14 protein-coding genes and 1 tRNA gene are annotated in these 17,296 nt (G+C 64.3%); 4 read left to right on the top strand and 11 right to left on the bottom strand.

From position 1 onward, the window contains the following. Positions 1 to 6 precede the first annotated feature (6 nt). A complete protein-coding gene (locus DQ397_RS10800) occupies positions 7 to 690 on the top strand; it encodes an OmpW family protein (RefSeq protein ID WP_043210247.1) in 684 nt (227 codons plus the stop codon). Here DQ397_RS10800 and DQ397_RS10795 read toward each other — a convergent pair. Then, on the bottom strand, positions 678 to 1,895 hold the full coding sequence (locus DQ397_RS10795; protein WP_043210327.1) for an MFS transporter: 1,218 nt from the start codon (positions 1,893 to 1,895) through the stop codon (positions 678 to 680). The two genes, DQ397_RS10800 and DQ397_RS10795, sit on opposite strands and share 13 nt — an antisense overlap. Before the next feature lie 136 nt (positions 1,896 to 2,031). Here DQ397_RS10795 and DQ397_RS10790 point away from each other — a divergent pair, with 136 nt between their 5' ends. Then, on the top strand, positions 2,032 to 2,478 hold the full coding sequence (locus DQ397_RS10790) for a helix-turn-helix domain-containing protein (protein ID WP_043210248.1): 447 nt from the start codon (positions 2,032 to 2,034) through the stop codon (positions 2,476 to 2,478). A 26-nt stretch (positions 2,479 to 2,504) separates the two neighbouring features. Here the strand turns inward: DQ397_RS10790 and DQ397_RS10785 are convergent, their stop codons facing one another. From DQ397_RS10785 to DQ397_RS10775, 3 genes are all read right to left on the bottom strand, one after another. Continuing rightward, on the bottom strand, positions 2,505 to 3,437 hold the full coding sequence (locus DQ397_RS10785) for an NAD-dependent epimerase/dehydratase family protein (RefSeq protein WP_043210250.1): 933 nt from the start codon (positions 3,435 to 3,437) through the stop codon (positions 2,505 to 2,507). Then, a complete protein-coding gene (locus DQ397_RS10780) occupies positions 3,430 to 4,314 on the bottom strand; it encodes a sugar nucleotide-binding protein (protein ID WP_043210252.1) in 885 nt (294 codons plus the stop codon). The genes DQ397_RS10785 and DQ397_RS10780 overlap by 8 nt, the downstream gene beginning before the upstream one ends. Positions 4,315 to 4,471: 157 nt before the next feature. Then, the gene (locus tag DQ397_RS10775) at positions 4,472 to 5,284 is read right to left on the bottom strand and encodes a helix-turn-helix transcriptional regulator (RefSeq protein ID WP_043210254.1); all 813 of its coding nucleotides are present in this window, start codon (positions 5,282 to 5,284) and stop codon (positions 4,472 to 4,474) included. A gap of 175 nt (positions 5,285 to 5,459) precedes the next feature. Here DQ397_RS10775 and DQ397_RS10770 point away from each other — a divergent pair, with 175 nt between their 5' ends. Together DQ397_RS10770 and DQ397_RS10765 are read left to right on the top strand one after the other, a co-directional pair. Next, entirely contained in the window at positions 5,460 to 6,902 is a 1,443-nt protein-coding gene (locus DQ397_RS10770) for a sodium:alanine symporter family protein (RefSeq protein WP_043210256.1), read from the top strand. A 70-nt stretch (positions 6,903 to 6,972) separates the two neighbouring features. Further along, positions 6,973 to 7,962: an asparaginase gene (locus DQ397_RS10765; protein ID WP_043210258.1), complete on the top strand. Its 990-nt coding sequence runs from the start codon at positions 6,973 to 6,975 to the stop codon at positions 7,960 to 7,962. 74 nt (positions 7,963 to 8,036) lie between these two features. Here DQ397_RS10765 and DQ397_RS10760 read toward each other — a convergent pair. The 7 genes from DQ397_RS10760 to fdnG all read right to left on the bottom strand — a co-directional run bounded on the left by DQ397_RS10760 (position 8,037) and on the right by fdnG (position 17,223). Continuing rightward, positions 8,037 to 8,132 (bottom strand) — tRNA-Sec (locus DQ397_RS10760). Between the two features lie 6 nt (positions 8,133 to 8,138). Further along, the gene (gene selB / locus DQ397_RS10755; RefSeq protein ID WP_043210260.1) at positions 8,139 to 10,061 is read right to left on the bottom strand and encodes a selenocysteine-specific translation elongation factor; all 1,923 of its coding nucleotides are present in this window, start codon (positions 10,059 to 10,061) and stop codon (positions 8,139 to 8,141) included. Further along, the gene (gene selA, locus DQ397_RS10750) at positions 10,058 to 11,485 is read right to left on the bottom strand and encodes an L-seryl-tRNA(Sec) selenium transferase (RefSeq protein WP_043210262.1); all 1,428 of its coding nucleotides are present in this window, start codon (positions 11,483 to 11,485) and stop codon (positions 10,058 to 10,060) included. The genes selB and selA overlap by 4 nt, the downstream gene beginning before the upstream one ends. A 141-nt stretch (positions 11,486 to 11,626) precedes the next feature. After that, positions 11,627 to 12,547 (bottom strand): formate dehydrogenase accessory protein FdhE, encoded by a 921-nt coding sequence (fdhE, locus tag DQ397_RS10745; protein WP_043210263.1) that lies wholly within the window; start codon positions 12,545 to 12,547, stop codon positions 11,627 to 11,629. Between the two features lie 4 nt (positions 12,548 to 12,551). Then, complete coding sequence (locus DQ397_RS10740) at positions 12,552 to 13,208, bottom strand: formate dehydrogenase subunit gamma (protein WP_043210265.1); 657 nt, start codon at positions 13,206 to 13,208, stop codon at positions 12,552 to 12,554. Then, positions 13,205 to 14,155 carry a formate dehydrogenase subunit beta gene (gene fdxH / locus DQ397_RS10735; protein ID WP_043210267.1) on the bottom strand — a complete coding sequence of 317 codons (951 nt, stop codon included), beginning with the start codon at positions 14,153 to 14,155 and terminating at the stop codon, positions 13,205 to 13,207. The genes DQ397_RS10740 and fdxH overlap by 4 nt, the downstream gene beginning before the upstream one ends. Then, entirely contained in the window at positions 14,155 to 17,223 is a 3,069-nt protein-coding gene (fdnG, locus tag DQ397_RS10730; RefSeq protein WP_148921544.1) for a formate dehydrogenase-N subunit alpha, read from the bottom strand. Before fdnG ends, fdxH begins: the two co-directional genes overlap by 1 nt. Positions 17,224 to 17,296 lie beyond the last annotated feature (73 nt).

Raw genomic sequence — 17,296 nt, 5'->3', positions numbered from 1 at the left:
GCTTCCATGAACAAGTCCTTGCTCGGCGCCTCGCTCATTGCCCTGGCGCTCGCTGCCCCCGTCGCCCATGCCCACCAGGCCGGTGACTTCATCATGCGTGCCGGTGCCATCACCGTAGCGCCGAACGAAGACAGCAGCGACCTCAAGCTCGATGGCACCAAGGTATCGGGCACCAAGGCGACCCTGGACAGCGACACCCAGCTGGGCCTGACCTTCGCCTACATGCTCACCGACCACGTCGGCCTGGAGCTGCTGGCTGCCACGCCGTTCAACCACACCGTGGCTGTCAAAGGCCTTGGCCCTGGCCTGGATGGCAAACTGGCCGACATCAAGCAACTGCCGCCGACCCTGTCGCTGCAGTACTACCCGATGGAGCCTTCCTCGAAGTTCCAGCCTTACGCGGGCGTTGGCATCAACTACACCACCTTCTTCGATGAAGACCTCAGCAGCTCCCGCAAGAAGCAGGGCTTCAGCAACCTGAAGCTGCAAGATTCGGTGGGTCTGGCTGCCCAGCTGGGCATGGACTACATGCTCACCGAGAATCTGCTGGTCAACGCCTCGGTCTGGTACATCGACATCGACACCAAGGCCACCGTGGACGGCCCAAGCGCCCTGAGCGTGGGCAAGACCAAGGTCGACGTGGATGTCGATCCGTGGGTCTACATGGTGGGCCTGGGCTACAAGTTCTGATCCCCACCCGACATGGCGGCCTCGGCCGCCATGTCACGCTTCACGCTCCCGCCAAACTCCAGGCACCCCCAGTAGCCCAAGGCCAAAGCGCTGATCGACGCGCCCAGGCCACACACCGCCAGCCAGCCCCATCGGGCATATACCCAGGTCGCGGCCACCGCCCCTAACCCACTGCCGATCGAGTAACAGCACATGTAGGCGCCGATCAGCCGACTCGCCATTTCGCCACGTCCGGCCAGCAGTAGGCTCTGGTTGGTCACATGCACCGCCTGCACTGCTAAATCCAGAATCAACACCCCCACCACCAAGGCCCATAGTGATTGCTCAAGCAGGGCGCTCGGCAGCCATGACAACGCCAGCAGCGCCAATGCCAGGCCAGTGGTACGGTTGCCCAGCCCGCGATCGGCCAGGCGTCCAGCGCACGATGCCGACAAAGCACCGGCCAGGCCCGCCAGACCGAACAGGCCAACCTGGGTAGGGCTCAGGGCCAAGGGCGCAACGCTCAGGGGCAATACCATGGCGCTCCAGAACACGCTGAAGACGGCGAAGACCAGCAACGCGAACAGGCCACGCTGGCGTAACAGCCGATCATGCCGATACAACCCGACCAGCGAGCCCAGCAGTCTCCAGTACCCCGGCCCCTGTTGATTGCGCGCGACAGCAGGCAACGCCCGCCACAACAGCAATGCCATCGCCAGCGACAAGCCGGCCGCCCCGACATAGACACCACGCCAGCCGGTCAGGTCGGCAAGGCCACCTGCGACCAGACGCGCCAGCAGGATACCCACCACCACGCCACTGGTGACCGTGCCTACCACCTGCCCTTGTCTGGACGGCGAAGCCAAGGTTGCGGCATGAGCGACCATTACCTGAACCACCACCGCCATCAGCCCGACCATTCCCATGGCTGCCAGCAGCACGGCCCAATCCCAGGCCATGCTCACTGCCAGCAATGCCAACGCCGACATCAGCAACTGACCAAGAATCAGGCGTTTGCGATCAAGCAGATCGCCTAACGGAACAATCAGTAGCAAGCCAATGGCGTACCCCGCCTGGGTCGCGCCCACCACTAAGCCGATGTAGGCCTGGGGTATCGCCAGGCTGCGCGCCATGGATTCGAGTAAAGGTTGGGCGAAGTACACCGTCGCGACCGCCAGGGCACAGGCGGCCGCGAGCAGCAAGGTCAGCGCCCGGCTTGGCTGCATGTGGCCAGGCGACGCGGATGTCAGGGAAGGCATGGCAAGCTCCTCAGGCAATCTGGTTTCAAATAGAAACCAGCTGCTGGCTATTTAGCAAAGCTGGTTTTAATCTGCAACCAGTTATCCCACACAGAGTACGCCCATGCCCGACGAGAGAAACGACCCCTGCCCGGTGGCCCGTGCCCTGGACGTAATCGGCGACCGTTGGTCGATGATGATCCTGCGAGACGCCTTCGATGGCCTGCGACGTTTCAGTGAGTTCCAGAAAAACCTGGGACTGGCGAAGAACATCCTGGCCGCGCGGCTGAAGCTGCTGGTGGAAAGCGGATTGCTCGAACTGCAGCCGGCGTCCGATGGCAGTGCCTACAAGGAATACGTGCTGACCGAGCAAGGGCGCGCGGTCTTTCCTGTGGTCATTGGCTTACGCCAGTGGGGGGAGCGCTTCCTGTTCAAGGCGGGGGATGAGCGCTCGGTGCTGCTGGACAACGTCAGCGGCCAACCCATCGAACGCCTGCAGGTGCGGGCCAAGGATGGCCGTTTACTCGGCCCGCAGGACTGCCATCGCCAGCGCGTACGCCATGGGCAATGACCCGTGACGCGCGCTGATCAAGGAGATCAGGCTTTGCCCAACAGCCGGGCCAATCCGTCGACCATCGAGGTAGGCTGCGGGAAGTCGAAACGCGCCAGCAGGCGGGAGTTGTCCGCCCGTGAATGGCGGATGTCGCCCGAGCGCGCCGGCCCGTGCTGGATGGCAGGCAAACTGCCGACTACCTTTTCCAGCGCCGCCAGCAACTGGTTCAGCGAGGTCGCCTGGTTCAGGCCAATGTTCACCGCGCCTTCCTCGACCTGTTCAAGTTCCAGCGCCTGGACCATCACCTGGACCAGATCGCCCACGTATAGGAAGTCTCGCGTTTGCTCGCCATCGCCGAAGACCGTGATCGGCAGGCCTTGGGTAGCACGTTCGCAGAAGATACTGATGACCCCGCTATAGGGCGAAGATGGATCCTGGCGCGGTCCGAAGATATTGAAGAAACGGAACACCACCGGCTCCAGCGCGTGCTGACGACGATAGAAGTCCAAGTACTGCTCGCTGGCCAGCTTGTCCACCGCATAAGGGGTCAGCGGCGCCTTGGGCGTGTCCTCGGCAATCGATTGGCCCTCGCCGTTGTTGCCATAAACCGCCGCGCTGGAGGCGAACAACACACGCCGCACGCCTTCCAGGCGCATGGCTTCGCAGACATTGAGGGTACCGATGAAGTTGCTTTGGTGGGTACGCACCGGGTCTTCGACCGACGCTTGTACCGACGCGACCGCGGCCAGGTGCACCACGGCGCGACAGCCTGCCGTGGCCCGGCGTACCAGTTCGGCATCGGCGACGTCGCCTTCGATCAGGTCCAGGCCGGGATGGTCCAGACGCAGGTTGGCGCGCTTGCCGGTGGAAAGGTCATCGAGCACCCGTACCGCATAGCCTTTATCCAGCAACGCATCGCACAGGTGGGAGCCAATGAAGCCGGCACCGCCGGTGATCAGGATGGGGGCGTCAGCCATGTCGGTAGAACCGGTCCAGTAGAGACGGCAAGCCGGCGCGCCAGGCGCGGGGCTTGATGCCGAAGGTGTGAAGAATCTTTTTGCAGGCCAGCACCGCGTTCTGCGGTTCCTCGCTGGCATCGGGGCGCGCGGCATGGGCCTGGGGCGTAGGGGCCTGCACGGCCAGCTTGTGCCACTGCGCCGCCTCGCCGAGGATCGCCTGGCCCAGCGCCAGCGGCGTGGTCGCCTCGTTGCCGGCGTAGTGGTAGGTACCCCACAGCGGTGCGTCGCAATCGAGCTGCTTGAGCACCGAGAGAATCACCCGTGCGGCGTCGTCGACCGGCGTCGGATTGCCGCGGCGGTCATCGGCCAGCAGCAGCTCCTGGGGTTGCTCGGCGCGGGTGAGGAAGCGGCCGAGCACGCCGTCGATGCTTTCGTCGAGCACCCAGCCAAAACGCAGCAGCACATGCTGCGGACAGGTCGCCCGAACGCTCTGTTCGATCCGCCAGAGCGCCTGGCCACGCAGGCCCAAGGGCACCGGCTCATCCTTTTCGCTGTAGGCCGTGGCCCTTGAGCCATCGAACACTCGGTAGCTCGAAGGCTGCACGAGAATGATCTGGTGGTGCTGGCAGAGCTCGGCCAGCCGCTCAACGGCCCGCTCCTGCAACGCCAGGCGTTGTTCGCTGACCGACTCGGCCTGGAACCAGTCGAAATAGTACGCCAGGTTGACCACGACATCGGGACGGTGATCGTCAAGCAATTGCGTAAGACTGGCCGGCCCCCAGCCGTTCTCCGGTGGGCGCGGCGCCAGGAATCCGATGTCCTCTTCGGCCCCGAGACGAATCAGCGCTTGCCCGAGGGCATTGCCACCACCCAACAGCATCAGGCGCATACGCATAGAGTCAGCAGATCCGAACAGGTTGATAGAAGGAAGCGGACATTTTGCGGGTTCCTCTCGGGGAAGTCCAACCACAGCACATGCCTGGGCGCGACAGGACATCCGGCGTCGATGACGAATTGCCAAGCAGCGCGGCGCATGCGTCGCGGGACCGCGCTCACTCGATCTCGAACAAGCCGTTGCTGATCGGCCCTGCCTTCAGGCGCTCGCGTACGTCGTCATCGATGCGCGGGTCGTCCGGGCGGTACAGCCTCACCTGGCGGTAGGCGTTGATGCGGTTGATCTCCTCGCCCAGGTACTCCCATACCACGCGGGTACAGGCCGGGTTGCGCCGATCCCCACTGGAGACTCCGGTCTTCAAACCGTTGAGCCGGGTGATGCGGCTCTTGAAGCTGGGGATGAGCACGGTCTGGCTCATCTCGTTGAGCGTCAGTGATTCGTAGTCGATCAGAAAGACCCGGTCCTGCAACTGGAAGGCTGCGCCGAGGTAGCGGCAACGTACCTCTGCATGCAGATCGGTGGCACTGGAGCGCTCCTGTCGCTCCTGGCGCTCGAACAGAAAGCTGCCGCGCTCCTCCCACAGGTGCACCAGCGACACCAGAATCGAGCCTGGGACCGACATGCAGTTGGAATATTCGAAGTAATAGCCGCAATAACGCGACAGATTGCCCGCATGGGCATGCAGCGGCTTGAACAGCTCGCTGATCGGGTCGTTCTGCGGTCCGGATTCGGCCGACAGATTGCGAGCCCCGATCAGGCGGGCGAACTGCTCGGGCGGCAGACCCAATTCGTATTCCTCGACACCGAAGAAGTCGCCGATGCGCTTGAGGTTGTAAGCCGTCGGACGGCTCTGGCCGCTGAGGTACTTGTTGAACTGCGCGCGGTTGATCGAAAGCTGTCGGCAAACCTCTGAAATAGAGCGGTAATGACTGCACGCCAGTTTGAGATTGATAGCGAAATGATCGCCCATGAGAAGGGTCCAGATGATGCGAGTGGTGCAAGTTTAGCATCAAGTCGCATCAAGTCAGAGCAACACGCGAAATTGTAACCGTTGTTGTCATGGCCAACCATGCGCCCCCAATAGCGGTGCGCCTGCCGCCCGCTGGTCTTTCCACACGAACAATAAGAATCGAGGTCATTTTTCAATGCTCGAAGCACTCAACGATTTCCTTTCCGGGAAACTCCTCATCGTGCTGATCGTCGGACTCGGCGGTTACTTCACCATCCGCTCTCGGTTCGTCCAGTTCCGTCATTTCGGCCACATGTTCGGGGTCTTCAAGGAATCCCTCCGCGGCCAGGCAGGCCAACTGAGCTCGTTCCAGGCCCTGATGCTGAGCCTTGCCGGCCGTGTAGGCGCCGGTAACATCGCGGGCGTCGGCATCGCCGTGACCCTCGGTGGCCCAGGCGCCGTGTTCTGGATGTGGGTCACCGCGCTGGTGGGCATGTCCAGCAGCTTCTTCGAATGCACCCTGGCCCAGGTCTACAAGCGCGCCGACGGCGACGGCCTGTACCGCGGCGGCCCGGCGTACTACATCCAGCACGGCCTGAAGCTCAAAAGCATGGCGATCGTGTTCTCGATCCTGCTGCTGGTCACCTACGGCTTCGCCTTCATCGGCCTGCAGTCGTACACCGTGACCCACTCGCTGCAGAACGCCTTTGCCTTCGATCCAAAGCACACCGGCATCGTCCTGGCAGTGCTGCTGGCCATTACCTTCATCGGCGGCATCAAGCGCATCGCCGCGGTGTCGGACCTGCTGGTTCCGATCAAGACCCTGGCCTACATCGGCGTGACCCTGTACGTGATCGGCACCCAGATCGAACACGTCCCCGCCATGCTGGAAACCATCTTCAAGAGCGCCTTCGGCCTCGACCCTGCGTTCGGCGGCCTGCTCGGCAGCGCCATCGTAATGGGTGTGAAGCGTGGCGTGTTCGCCAACGAAGCGGGCCTGGGCAGTGCGCCGAACGTCGCCGCCGTGGCCGCCGTGAAGCACCCGGGCGCCCAGGGCGTGGTCCAGGCCTTCAGCGTGTTCCTCGATACCTTCGTGATCTGCACCTGCACCGCTCTGCTGATCCTGCTGTCGGGCTTCTACACCCCGGGCTTCGAAGGTGATGGCATCGTCCTGACCCAGAACTCGCTGGCCGCCGTGGTCGGTGACTGGGGCCGTCTGTTCGTCAGCATCGCCCTGTCGCTGTTCGTCTTCACCTGCATCCTCTACAACTACTACCTGGGCGAGAACAGCCTGCAGTTCCTCAGCCGCAACCGCGTCGTGCTGATGATCTTCCGCGGTCTGGTACTGGCGCTGGTGGTATGGGGTTCGATGCAAGACCTGTCGACCGTGTTCGCCTTCGCCGACATCACCATGACTTGCCTGGCGTTCGTCAACTTGATCGCTCTGGCCCTGCTATTCAAGGTCGGTCTGCGTGTGATGCGCGACTACGACGAACAGCGCCGCGCGGGCATCGACCAGCCGGTGTTCGACTCCAGCAAGTTCGCAGACCTGGACCTGGACCGCAACGCCTGGCCGGCCAATCCTCAGGCTGAAACCGCCGCTGACAAAGCCGTCGCCCAAGCTCAGCCACAGCGCTGATATCCTCTGCTGCCCAGCCGCCCCGTCCGGGGCGGCTTTCCTTCTCCGCTCATCGCTACGGATGCTTTCCATGCGTGCAGTCAAGAATCTTCTCGTCCTCTATACCGGTGGCACCATCGGCATGCTGCAGACCCCTGAGGGCCTGGCGCCGGCCAGCGGCTTCGAGGCGCGAATGCGCGAGCACCTGGCGCTGCACGCCGTGGCGCCCCGCCTTCAGTGGTCGCTGCGCGAACTCGACCCATTGATCGACAGCGCCAACATGCAACAGGCCAACTGGCTGGCCATGCGCGATGCCATCGTCGAGGCGGTGGAACACGACGGCCATGACGGTGTGCTGGTGCTGCATGGCACCGATACCCTGGCCTACAGCGCGGCGGCATTGTCGTTCCTGCTGCTGGGCTTGCCTGTACCGGTGTTGCTGACCGGCTCGATGCTGCCGGCCGGTGCGCCGGACAGCGACGCCTGGGACAACCTGCTTGGCGCCCTGAATTTGTTCGAAAGCGGCCTGGGCGATGGCGTGCAGTTGTACTTCCATGGCCAATTGCTGCATGGCTGCCGGGCCTCGAAGCTGCGCAGCGAAGCCTTCGATGCCTTCGCAGCTCTGCCCCGCCACCGCGAAGGCGAGCGCGCCACGGCGATCCCGCCGACACTGGATTATCGCCAACGCCGCCAGCCGGTGCGCCTTGCGGTGCTGCCGGTCGTGCCTGGCCTGCAGGCCGGCTTCGTGCAGGCGATGCTCGCTACCGGCGTGCAGGGTCTGGTACTGGAATGCTACGGCAGCGGCACCGGCCCTTCGGATGACCAGGCGCTGCTGGACGCGCTGCACGAAGCCCGCACAGGCGGGGTAATGATCGTTGCGATCAGCCAGTGCCCTGAAGGTTCGGTGGTGTTCGATACTTATGCCGCTGGCAGCCGCCTGCGCGATACCGGGTTGGTCAGCGGCGGCGGCATGACCCGCGAGGCGGCGCTGGGCAAGCTGTTCGCACTGCTGGGCGCAGGGCTGGATGTGCAGGCGGCAGAACACTGGTTTGCCCTGGACCTGTGCGGTGAGCGGGCCTGAAGGCCGTCCAGACTGACGCATTCGCGGCGGTTCGACGCCTCGATAAACCCGCTCCCCAGAGGTTCTCGGAGAAATGGCGGAAGGCAGCGGGAGTCGAACCTGCCCGGGAACGGATGCCGTCCCCAACCGGGTTTGAAGCCCGGCCGCGCCACCGGGCGCGATTGCCTTCCTTGTAGTCAGTGCCTGGTCTGCTGCTCGGCCAGTGCACTGTCGGCTCGGATGTAACGCTGGTCGGCGACCCTCCGGGTCAGGCCGATTCGGTCGAAGTATTCGAGGATCTGAACACTGCGTTTGCGACCGATGCCCAACATATCGCGAAACGCGGCCACCTGCACTATCGGCGTACTGGCCGACAGCTGCAACAGCATGTCTGCCATGCGCCGGACAGTCGCTTCAGGGTAAAAAAGATCGCGCACCACCTGGTGCACCAGCCCCAGCCGCGCCAGCTTGCGCAGCAACAGGCGCACGTCGGCTTCATCGCGTCCTTGCGCCGCGGCCAACGTCCTGACCCAGGGCGGATCGTACTCCCCCCTCGACAACTCAGGCTCCAGCAGCGCCCACAAGACAGCGTCGGCGTCGCTCAATTGCACTTTATGTTCCGGCAGATGCAACCACGGCCCGCTACTGACGACTACGCCGGCTTCGAGCAACTCCTCCAGCAAACTGACGAACGCCGAACGCTCCATGGGCAACGCGGCGAACCTGCGCAGGCGGTCGCGATCCGGCCCCAGCTGGTCAGGCTCCTGCTCATGGAACAGCGCCAACTGCATCGTGACCCGCTCTTTCAGCGCTTGCCAGTGGTGCCTGGCGAATAGCAATGGCCCTTGCCGCGTGGCGATGACCTGGACCGTTTCAGGTAATGCCCAGGTTTCGCGCTGTCGGTTGAACTGACGCTCCAAGCGTTGCGGATCCAGCCCGCCAGGAGCGGCATCGAGCAAGGCCGGCAAGGCCTGCTCCAAGGCCTGGGCCTCGCTCAGAGCCTGCAACTGCCGCAGGCGCATTTCACTTCGCCGCTGCCGACTCGGGGCAAAGGGATCGAGCACACGCCCACCGCCCAAGGTACGTTGGGCGCGCTGATCCCTGAGCACCAGCCGATCGCCATGCACCGCCTGCAAAGGTGCGTTGAGCAGCAACTGGGCGAACATCCGTTGGCCTGCCTGCAGTTTCTCCCCCTCAAGCAACGCGACACGCGCCGTGACATCCTGAGTGCCCAGATGCACGTGCACGGCGCTGAAATGCTCGAAGGTACGCGTCTCGCTGGGCAATAACGTGAGATCGATATCCACCCGCATGCTGGGTGCATGCAGCCAGTCCGGTACCAGCCAGTCGCCCCGATGGATCTGCTCCAGCGCCAGGCGCTCGGCGTGGAGGTTAAGCGCCACTCGCTGGCCGGCCTGGGCCACCAACGCGGCCTGGTTCTGCGCGTGCAGCCCGCGCACCCGTACCGGCTTGCCGGCCTTGCCCAGCAGCAAGGTATCGCCCGCGCTGACCTGCCCGGCCAAGGCGGTGCCGGTGACCACGACGCCGGCGCCGGCCACGGCAAACGCCCGATCCACGGCCAGACGGAAACCGCCGCGTGCGCTGCGTTGACCTACAGTTTGTTCAGCGTCCAGCAGCGCCTGGCGCAACGCCTCGACGCCCTCCCCGGTGACGCTGGACAACGGGAACTGCTTCGCCTGCGCATAGGGCCCGGGCGCCAGCAGCGCCGACACCTGAGCCTGGACCTGCGTCACCCTCTGCGGCTCGACCCGGTCGCACTTGCTGATCGCCACCAAGGCCTGGGGGATGCCCAGCAGCTCGATGATCGCCAGGTGCTCACGGGTCTGCGGCATGACGCCGTCGTCCGCGGCCACCACCAGCAACACCAGGTCGATGCCATGGGCACCGGCGAGCATGTTGTGGATGAAGCGCTCGTGTCCGGGGACGTCGATGAAACCCGTCAAGGGCGCCCCCTCGGCCAGCGCAGCATAGCGGTAGCCGAGATCGATGGTCATGCCCCGGGCGCGCTCTTCCTGGCGATGGTCACCGGCCTGGCCGGTCAGGGCCTGGAGCAGTGCAGTCTTGCCATGGTCGATATGGCCGGCGGTGCCGACGATCACTGGACCGGCCCCAGGCGCAGTGCTCGCAGTTGCGCCAGCCAGTGGGCCTCATCGTCGAGCTGACGCAGGTCGAGCCACAGGGCGTCGTCGTCGATGCGTCCGAGCACCGGCACCGGCAGATCGCGCAGGGCGCGCTCCAGCACGTGCAAACTGCGCCCACGCAGCTTCTTCGACACCTGCGGACGCAGGCACAGGGCGGCGCTGGGCAGACGCGCCACCGGCTGGCTACCACTGCCGATCATGCCCAAGGCCGGCTCGACGCTCACGGTCCATTGCGCCCCCAGGCAGGTTGCGAGTGCCGGAGCCAGGCGCTCGGCCTGGGCCGCAATCTCTTCCTGAGGGCGAGTCAACAGGCGCAGGCTGGGCAAGCGCTCGGCCAGCCGATCCGGATTGCGGTACAGCGCCAGCACGGCCTCCAGCGCGGCCAAGGTGATCTTGTCGACCCGCAGAGCGCGCTTGAGGGGGTTCTTCTTGATCTTGGCGATCAGCTCCTTGCGCCCGACGATGATGCCGGCCTGGGGTCCACCGAGCAGCTTGTCGCCGCTGAAGGTGACGATGTCGGCGCCGTCGGCCAGGGCCTGGCGCACCGTGGGCTCAGCCGGCAGGCCCCAGCGGGTGAGGTCGAGCAGGCTGCCGCTGCCCAGGTCCTCCAGCAGAGGCAAACCATGGGCGTGGGCGATGGCTGCCAGCTCGGCGGTCGATACCTGGGTGGTGAAGCCTTGGATGCTGTAGTTGCTGCAATGCACCCGCATCAGCAAGCCGGTACGCGGGTTGATCGCACCTTCGTAGTCACGGGCGTGGGTGCGGTTGGTGGTGCCGACCTCATGCAGGCGGACACCAGCGCGGGCCATGATGTCGGGGATACGGAAGGCGCCGCCGATTTCGATCAGCTCGCCCCGGGAGATGACGCCCTCCTTGCGCGCGCCCAGGCTGTTGAGTGCCAGCAGCACGGCAGCGGCATTGTTGTTGACCACCGTCACGGCCTCGGCCCCGGTGAGCTCGCGGGCCAGACCTTCGATCAGGTCGTCGCGATCACCACGTTTGCCGGTGGCAAGGTCGAACTCCAGGTTCAGCGGGTGGCGCGCGGCGATCTGCATGGCCTCCACTGCCTCCTCAGGCAACAGCGCTCGGCCCAGGTTGGTGTGCAGCACCGTGCCGGTAAGGTTGAAAACACGGCGGACCTGGCTGCGCTGCTGGATGGCCAGGCGTTCGCCGGCGCGGCCATTGAGGACATCCGGCGCCAGCTCGACTGCACTCATCTGGCCAAGGCGAGCGGGTTCGCGCAGATCGCCAAGCAGCTGACGCAGGGTGGCTAGTACTGCCTCGCGGCCATGGCGCTCGATCAGCGGCTCGCAGGTTCGGTGGCGTAGCAGGGTGTCGATGGACGGCAGGCGTGGGGTGTCGCTGGCGGGGCTCGAGGACATGCAGTACTACCTTAAACTGATCCTTAGTCTGTTGTGCCCTGCTAGCGGGCGAACCCGCTCCCACCGCAATGCGCCAAACCTTGTGGGAGCGGGCTTACCCGCGAACAGGGCAACTCGATGTTGCAGTGTAGACACTCTCCTCTATCCCGGCGCCAGCATCAGGTTCGGCGCCAGCCGCTGGAAGCCCTCCTCGTCCAGGCGGATATCCAGCGCCAGGCTCGCCAGGTCATCGGCCAGCGGCTCGGCCGCAGCGTCGTTCTCCAAGTAGCTCTGCTTTAGGTAACGCTGGCATCCAGGGCAGCATTCGGCGCGCAGTGGCGCTTTGCCTGGCGCGTGCCGGTCATCCTCGAGGTTGGTGTAACGCAAGTCCTTGCTCGATTCGCAGTACACGCACTTGACCCGCACCACATGCCACTCGCAGGCACACAGTGAACAGACCAGGTATCGCAGGCCATTGTGCTTGCCGCGGTTGCGCACCACCCCAGCCATGGCCGGTGATCCACAGGCCGGACATTGGGCCAGGCTGTCGGCGGGCTTGAGTTCAGCCTCCGGCAGCGCCAGCAGCCAATAGGACCAGGCCGCCTGCAGCGCAGCGCCGATAAAGGGCACCAGCGCCGCCGGCACGGCATCGTACTGGCCGGCCAGCAGGGCAATGGCCCAGCCTTTGCGCTGACTGTCGTCGCTTTCCCGCAAGGTCCGCAGCGCCTCGCCCAAGGGCCCGTCGGACGCCTCATCGAAGCGCTCGAGCAGCGCCTGCAGCCAAGCCAGCCAAGACCCCTCGCGTACCAGGCTGTCGGCTGCCAGCGGCGGCAAGCCATGACTTATGCACAGGCGCTGGCGCTCGTGTGCCACCGGCAAGTCACCGGGCGGGTTATCCACAAGCTGCTGCTGGAGGCGGCACAACCGCGCGACCAGCATCAGGTACTGGCCAAGGGCATTGCCCTCGGCCAGGTGCTCCAGGCGCTCGGCGCGCCGTTCGAACAGGTTGGCGGGTGGCAGGTTCAGAAACGGCGGCGCCACGGCCGACGCTTCGATCTGCCCGGGTTCAAGTATCGTGCTCAAGCGCTCATCCTTCTTTTCTGCCGTGATTGCCCGGAGTCTTGTCGCCGGTCACGTCGCGATACCACAACTCATGGTGCTTGCGTGCCCAAGCGCGGCTGACCGAGCCATGCAGCATGGCGCCTACCGAGCCTTTGATCCAGATGCCGGCATAGATATGCACGATGATGCTGAGGATCAGCACGAACGCCGCCAGCGCATGAAGCAAGGTCGCCAGGCGAATCGCTCCGATGTCGAAGTATTGGCTGAACCAGGCGCGCCAGATCACCACGCCACTGACCAGTAGCACCAGCATGCACAGCAGCAGGGTCCAGAACAGCAGCTTTTGCCCAGCGTTGTACTTGCCGATCGGAGGTACGCCCTCCTCCTCGTTGCGCATCACCCGGTCGATACGGCGCAGCCACAAACGATCATTGGCAGTGATGAAGTTGGCTCGCCAGAACCGCAGTACCAGCCCCAGGAAGAACACGAACATCGCCACGCCCAGGAATGGGTGCAGGATGCGCGTCCACGGACCACCGCCGAACAGATGGCTGAGCCAGAACAGCGCCGGATGGAACAGTGCCAGCCCCGACAGCCCGGCCATCACGAACAGGATCGCGACGACCCAGTGGTTGCTGCGCTCGTTGGCGTTGTAGCGCAGGATCGGTTTGTTGTCGCTCATGGCCGCGGCCCCCCTTGCCCACCCGGCTTGGTCGGATCATAGACATGCACCGACGGGTCCACCTGATGCACGCTGTCATCGGCAGGCGCCAGGGCGTCGTCCTCCTCGACCCGCTGCGGGCCGACCCGCACATAGTGGAAGAACCCCGCCAGCACTGCCGCGCCCATCGCCAGCAGCGCCAGCGGTTTGCTGATGCCTTTCCACAACCCCACCAACGGGCTGATTACCGGCGCATCCGGCAGCCCGGCGTACAACTTGGGCGTGTCGGCGTGGTGCAGCACATACATCACGTGGGTACCACCGACGCCATCCGGGTCATACAGCCCGGCCTTGTCGAAGCCCCGGGACTTCAAGTCGACGATGCGCTCGGCGGCGTGCACCTTCATTTCATCCTTGCTGCCGAAGACGATCGCCCCGGTCGGGCAGGTCTTCACGCAGGCCGGTTCCAAGCCCACGGCCACGCGGTCGGAACACAGGCTGCATTTGTAGGCCTTGTGGTCTTTCTGCGAAATCCGCGGGATGTTGAACGGGCAGCCGGTGATGCAATAACCGCAGCCGATGCAGTGGTCCTGGTTGAAGTCGACGATGCCGTTGGCGTGCTTGATGATCGCCCCCGGGCTCGGACAGGCCTTCAGGCAACCTGGCTCGGCGCAGTGCATGCAGCCGTCCTTGCGAATCAGCCACTCCAGGTTGCCATCGTCGCGTTCGTGCTCGGTGAAGCGCATCAGGGTCCAGGTTTCGGCGGTCAGGTCCTGGGGGTTGTCGTAAGTGCCATGGTTGTGGCCGACCTCGTCACGCAGTTCGTTCCACTCCGAGCACGCCACCTGGCAGGCCTTGCAGCCGATGCACTTGGTAGTGTCGATCAGCTTGGCGACTTCCTGCTGCTGGCGCACCGAAGGCGGTACGGTCGTGGTGGCCGAGCGGGCGATGATGTCTTGCTGGGCCATTAGATTTTCTCCACGTTGACGAGGAACGACTTGGACTCCGGCGTTTGGGTATTGCCATCACCCAGGAACGGCACCAGGGTGTTGGTCAGGTAGCCGTGCCGGGTGATGCCGGTGAAGCCCCAGTGCAGCGGAATGCCAATTTGGTGAACGGTCTGGTTGTTGACCTTCAGCGGACGGATCCGCTTGGTCACCACCGCCACCGCCTCGATATGCCCGCGCTTGGAGCTGACCCGCACCCGGTCGCCCGCCTTGATGCCTTTCTCGTTGGCCAGTACCTCGCCGATCTCGACGAACTGCTCGGGCTGGGCGATGGCGTTGAGGCGGCAGTGCTTGCTCCAGAAGTGGAAGTGCTCGGTCAGTCGGTAGGTGGTCGCCGCGTAAGGGAACTCATCGGCCTTGCCCAGGGTGTCCCATACCGAGTCGAACACGCGCCCGGCCGGGTTGCTGATGGCCTTCTTGTTCTGCGGGTTGAGCGGGTTGATGCCGATGGGCGTCTCGAACGGCTCGTAGTGCTCGGGGAACGGCCCCTCGGCCATCTTGTCGATGGCGAAGAACCGCGCTACCCCCTCGGGGTTCATGATGAACGGGTTCATCCCCGCTTCCGGCGGCGAGTCGACCTTGAAGTCCGGCACGTCGGTCCCCGTCCAGGCCTTGCCGTTCCACCACACCAGGCGTTTTTTCTCCGGATCCCAAGGCTTGCCTTGCGGGTCGCTGGAGGCGCGGTTGTAGAGGATGCGGCGGTTGGCCGGCCAGGCCCAGGCCCAGTTCTGCACCTGATGCATGCCGTAAGGGTCGCTGTTGTCGCGCCGGGCCATCTGGTTGCCCTGCTCGGTCCAACTACCGGCGAAGATCCAGCAGCCGGACGCCGTACTGCCGTCGTCCTTGAGCTGGCCGAAGCCTGCCAGTTGCTGGCCAGCCTTGAGCGTGGCACCGGTAGGGTCGGTGAAGTCGCTGACCGCCCAGCCGTTCATTTCCTTGGCCAACTCCTTAGGCGAAGGCTCTTCGGGAATCTTGTAAGGCCAGTTGATGTTGAGCAGCGGATCAGGATACGCACCGCCCTCGGTCTTGTAGCGATGACGCAAGCGCAGGAACAGCTCGCTCATGATCTGCACATCGGTGCGGGTCTCGCCCGGCCCATCGGCGCCCTTCCAGTGCCACTGCAACCAGCGACTGCTGTTGACCAGCGAGCCATCCTCCTCGGCAAAACAGGTGGTGGGCAGGCGGATCACTTCGGTCTGGATATTGGCGGTATCGACGTCGTTGAAGGGCCCGGCATTGCGCCAGAACTCGGACGTCTCGGTGGCCAGCGGATCCATCACGACCAGCCACTTGAGCTTGGCCAGCGCAGCGGTGACGCGGTTCTTGTCCGGCAACGCGGCGATCGGATTGAAGCCCTGGCAGAAGTAGCCGTTGACCTTGCCCTGGCTCATCATCTCGAACATGCGCAGCACGTCGTAGGAGCCCACATCGAGCTTGGGCAGCCAGTCATAGCCCCAGTGGTTCTCGGCGGTAGCGTTGGGGCCGTACCAGGCCTTCATGAGGCTGACATGGAACTTGCCGTAGTTCTGCCAGTAGGACAACTGCCCTGGGCGTAGCGGTTTGGAGGCGCGCTTGTCGATGAAGGCGGCGTAGTCCTGCTCGGCATCGCCGGGCAGGGTGAGGTAACCGGGCAGCGAGTTGGACAGCAGCCCCAGGTCGGTCAGGCCCTGGATGTTGGAGTGACCGCGCAGGGCGTTGACCCCGCCCCCCGGCATGCCGACGTTGCCCAGCAGCAGCTGGACCATGGCCGCGCTACGGATGATCTGTGCACCGATCGAATGCTGCGTCCAGCCCAGTGCATACAGGATCGTCATGGTCTTGCCCGGCTGCGAGCAGGTGGCGATCTCTTCCCAGACCTTCATCATGGCGTCCTGGGGCATGCCGCAGGTCATGCTCGCCACTTCCGGGGTGTAGCGGCTGTAATGCTGCTTCATCAACTGGTAGACGCAACGCGGGTGCTGCAAGGTCGGATCGACTTTGGCAAAACCATCCTCGCCCAACTCATAGCCCCAGCCGGACTTGTCGGCGTAGATGCGTTTGTCCGCATCATAGCCACTGAACAGCCCGTCCTCGAAGCCATAGCCTTCTTTGACGATGAACGACACGTCAGTGTAGTTGCGCACGTATTCGTGCTGGATCTTGTCGTTGCTCAGCAGGTAGTTGATCAACCCGCCCATGAAGGCGATGTCGGTTCCGGTACGGATCGGCGCGTAATAGTCCGCCACCGAGGCGGTACGCGTGAACCGCGGGTCGACCACGATCAGCCGCGCCTTGTTGTGCGCCTTGGCCTCGGTCACCCACTTGAAGCCGCACGGGTGCGCTTCTGCTGCGTTGCCACCCATCACCAGGACCAGATTCGCATTGGCGATATCGGACCAGTGATTGGTCATGGCACCACGGCCGTACGTCGGGGCAAGACTTGCCACCGTCGGGCCGTGTCAGACACGCGCTTGGTTATCGAACCCCAGAACACCCAATGAACGAATGACCTTATGCGTCAGATAGCCAGCTTCGCTGGAAGCGGCGGACGCTGCGAGAAAGCCCACGCTGAGCCAACGGTTGACCGTCTGCCCTTGGGCGTTCTTCTCGATGAAGTTGGCGTCGCGGTCCTTTTTCACGAGATCGGCGATGCGATCGAGCGCCTCGTCCCAGCTGATCCGGGTCCACTCCTTGCTGCCAGGCTTGCGAACTTCGGGGTATTGCAGGCGGTTCGGGCTGTGGATGAAGTCCAGCAGGCCCGCACCTTTCGGGCACAAGGTCCCGCGGTTGACCGGATGGTCCGCATCGCCCTCGATGTGGATGATGTTCTGTTTGACGTTCTTGCCCGCATCGCCCTGGCTGTACATGATCAGGCCGCAGCCGACCGAGCAGTAGGGGCAGGTGTTACGGGTTTCTTTGGTGTGCGCCAGCTTGAAGTGGCGCACCTGCTCGGCGAACGCGGGGGTCGGGGCCATGCCCAACGCCGCAAGGCTCGAGCCTCCAAGGCCGATCGCGGCGACCTTGAAAAACTGCCGACGGTTGAGGTCCATCGTGCACTCCTGATCAGGTTCTGGACGTCGGGACATCGCCGACGCCTCAAGGACTTCACGGTGGCGGCCAACG

It is taken from the genome of Pseudomonas sp. CK-NBRI-02 (assembly GCF_008124495.1).
Lineage (GTDB): Bacteria > Pseudomonadota > Gammaproteobacteria > Pseudomonadales > Pseudomonadaceae > Aquipseudomonas > Aquipseudomonas guariconensis.
Note: the sequence above shows the minus strand (reverse complement) of the source record. Positions and strands in the feature narration are given on the sequence as shown.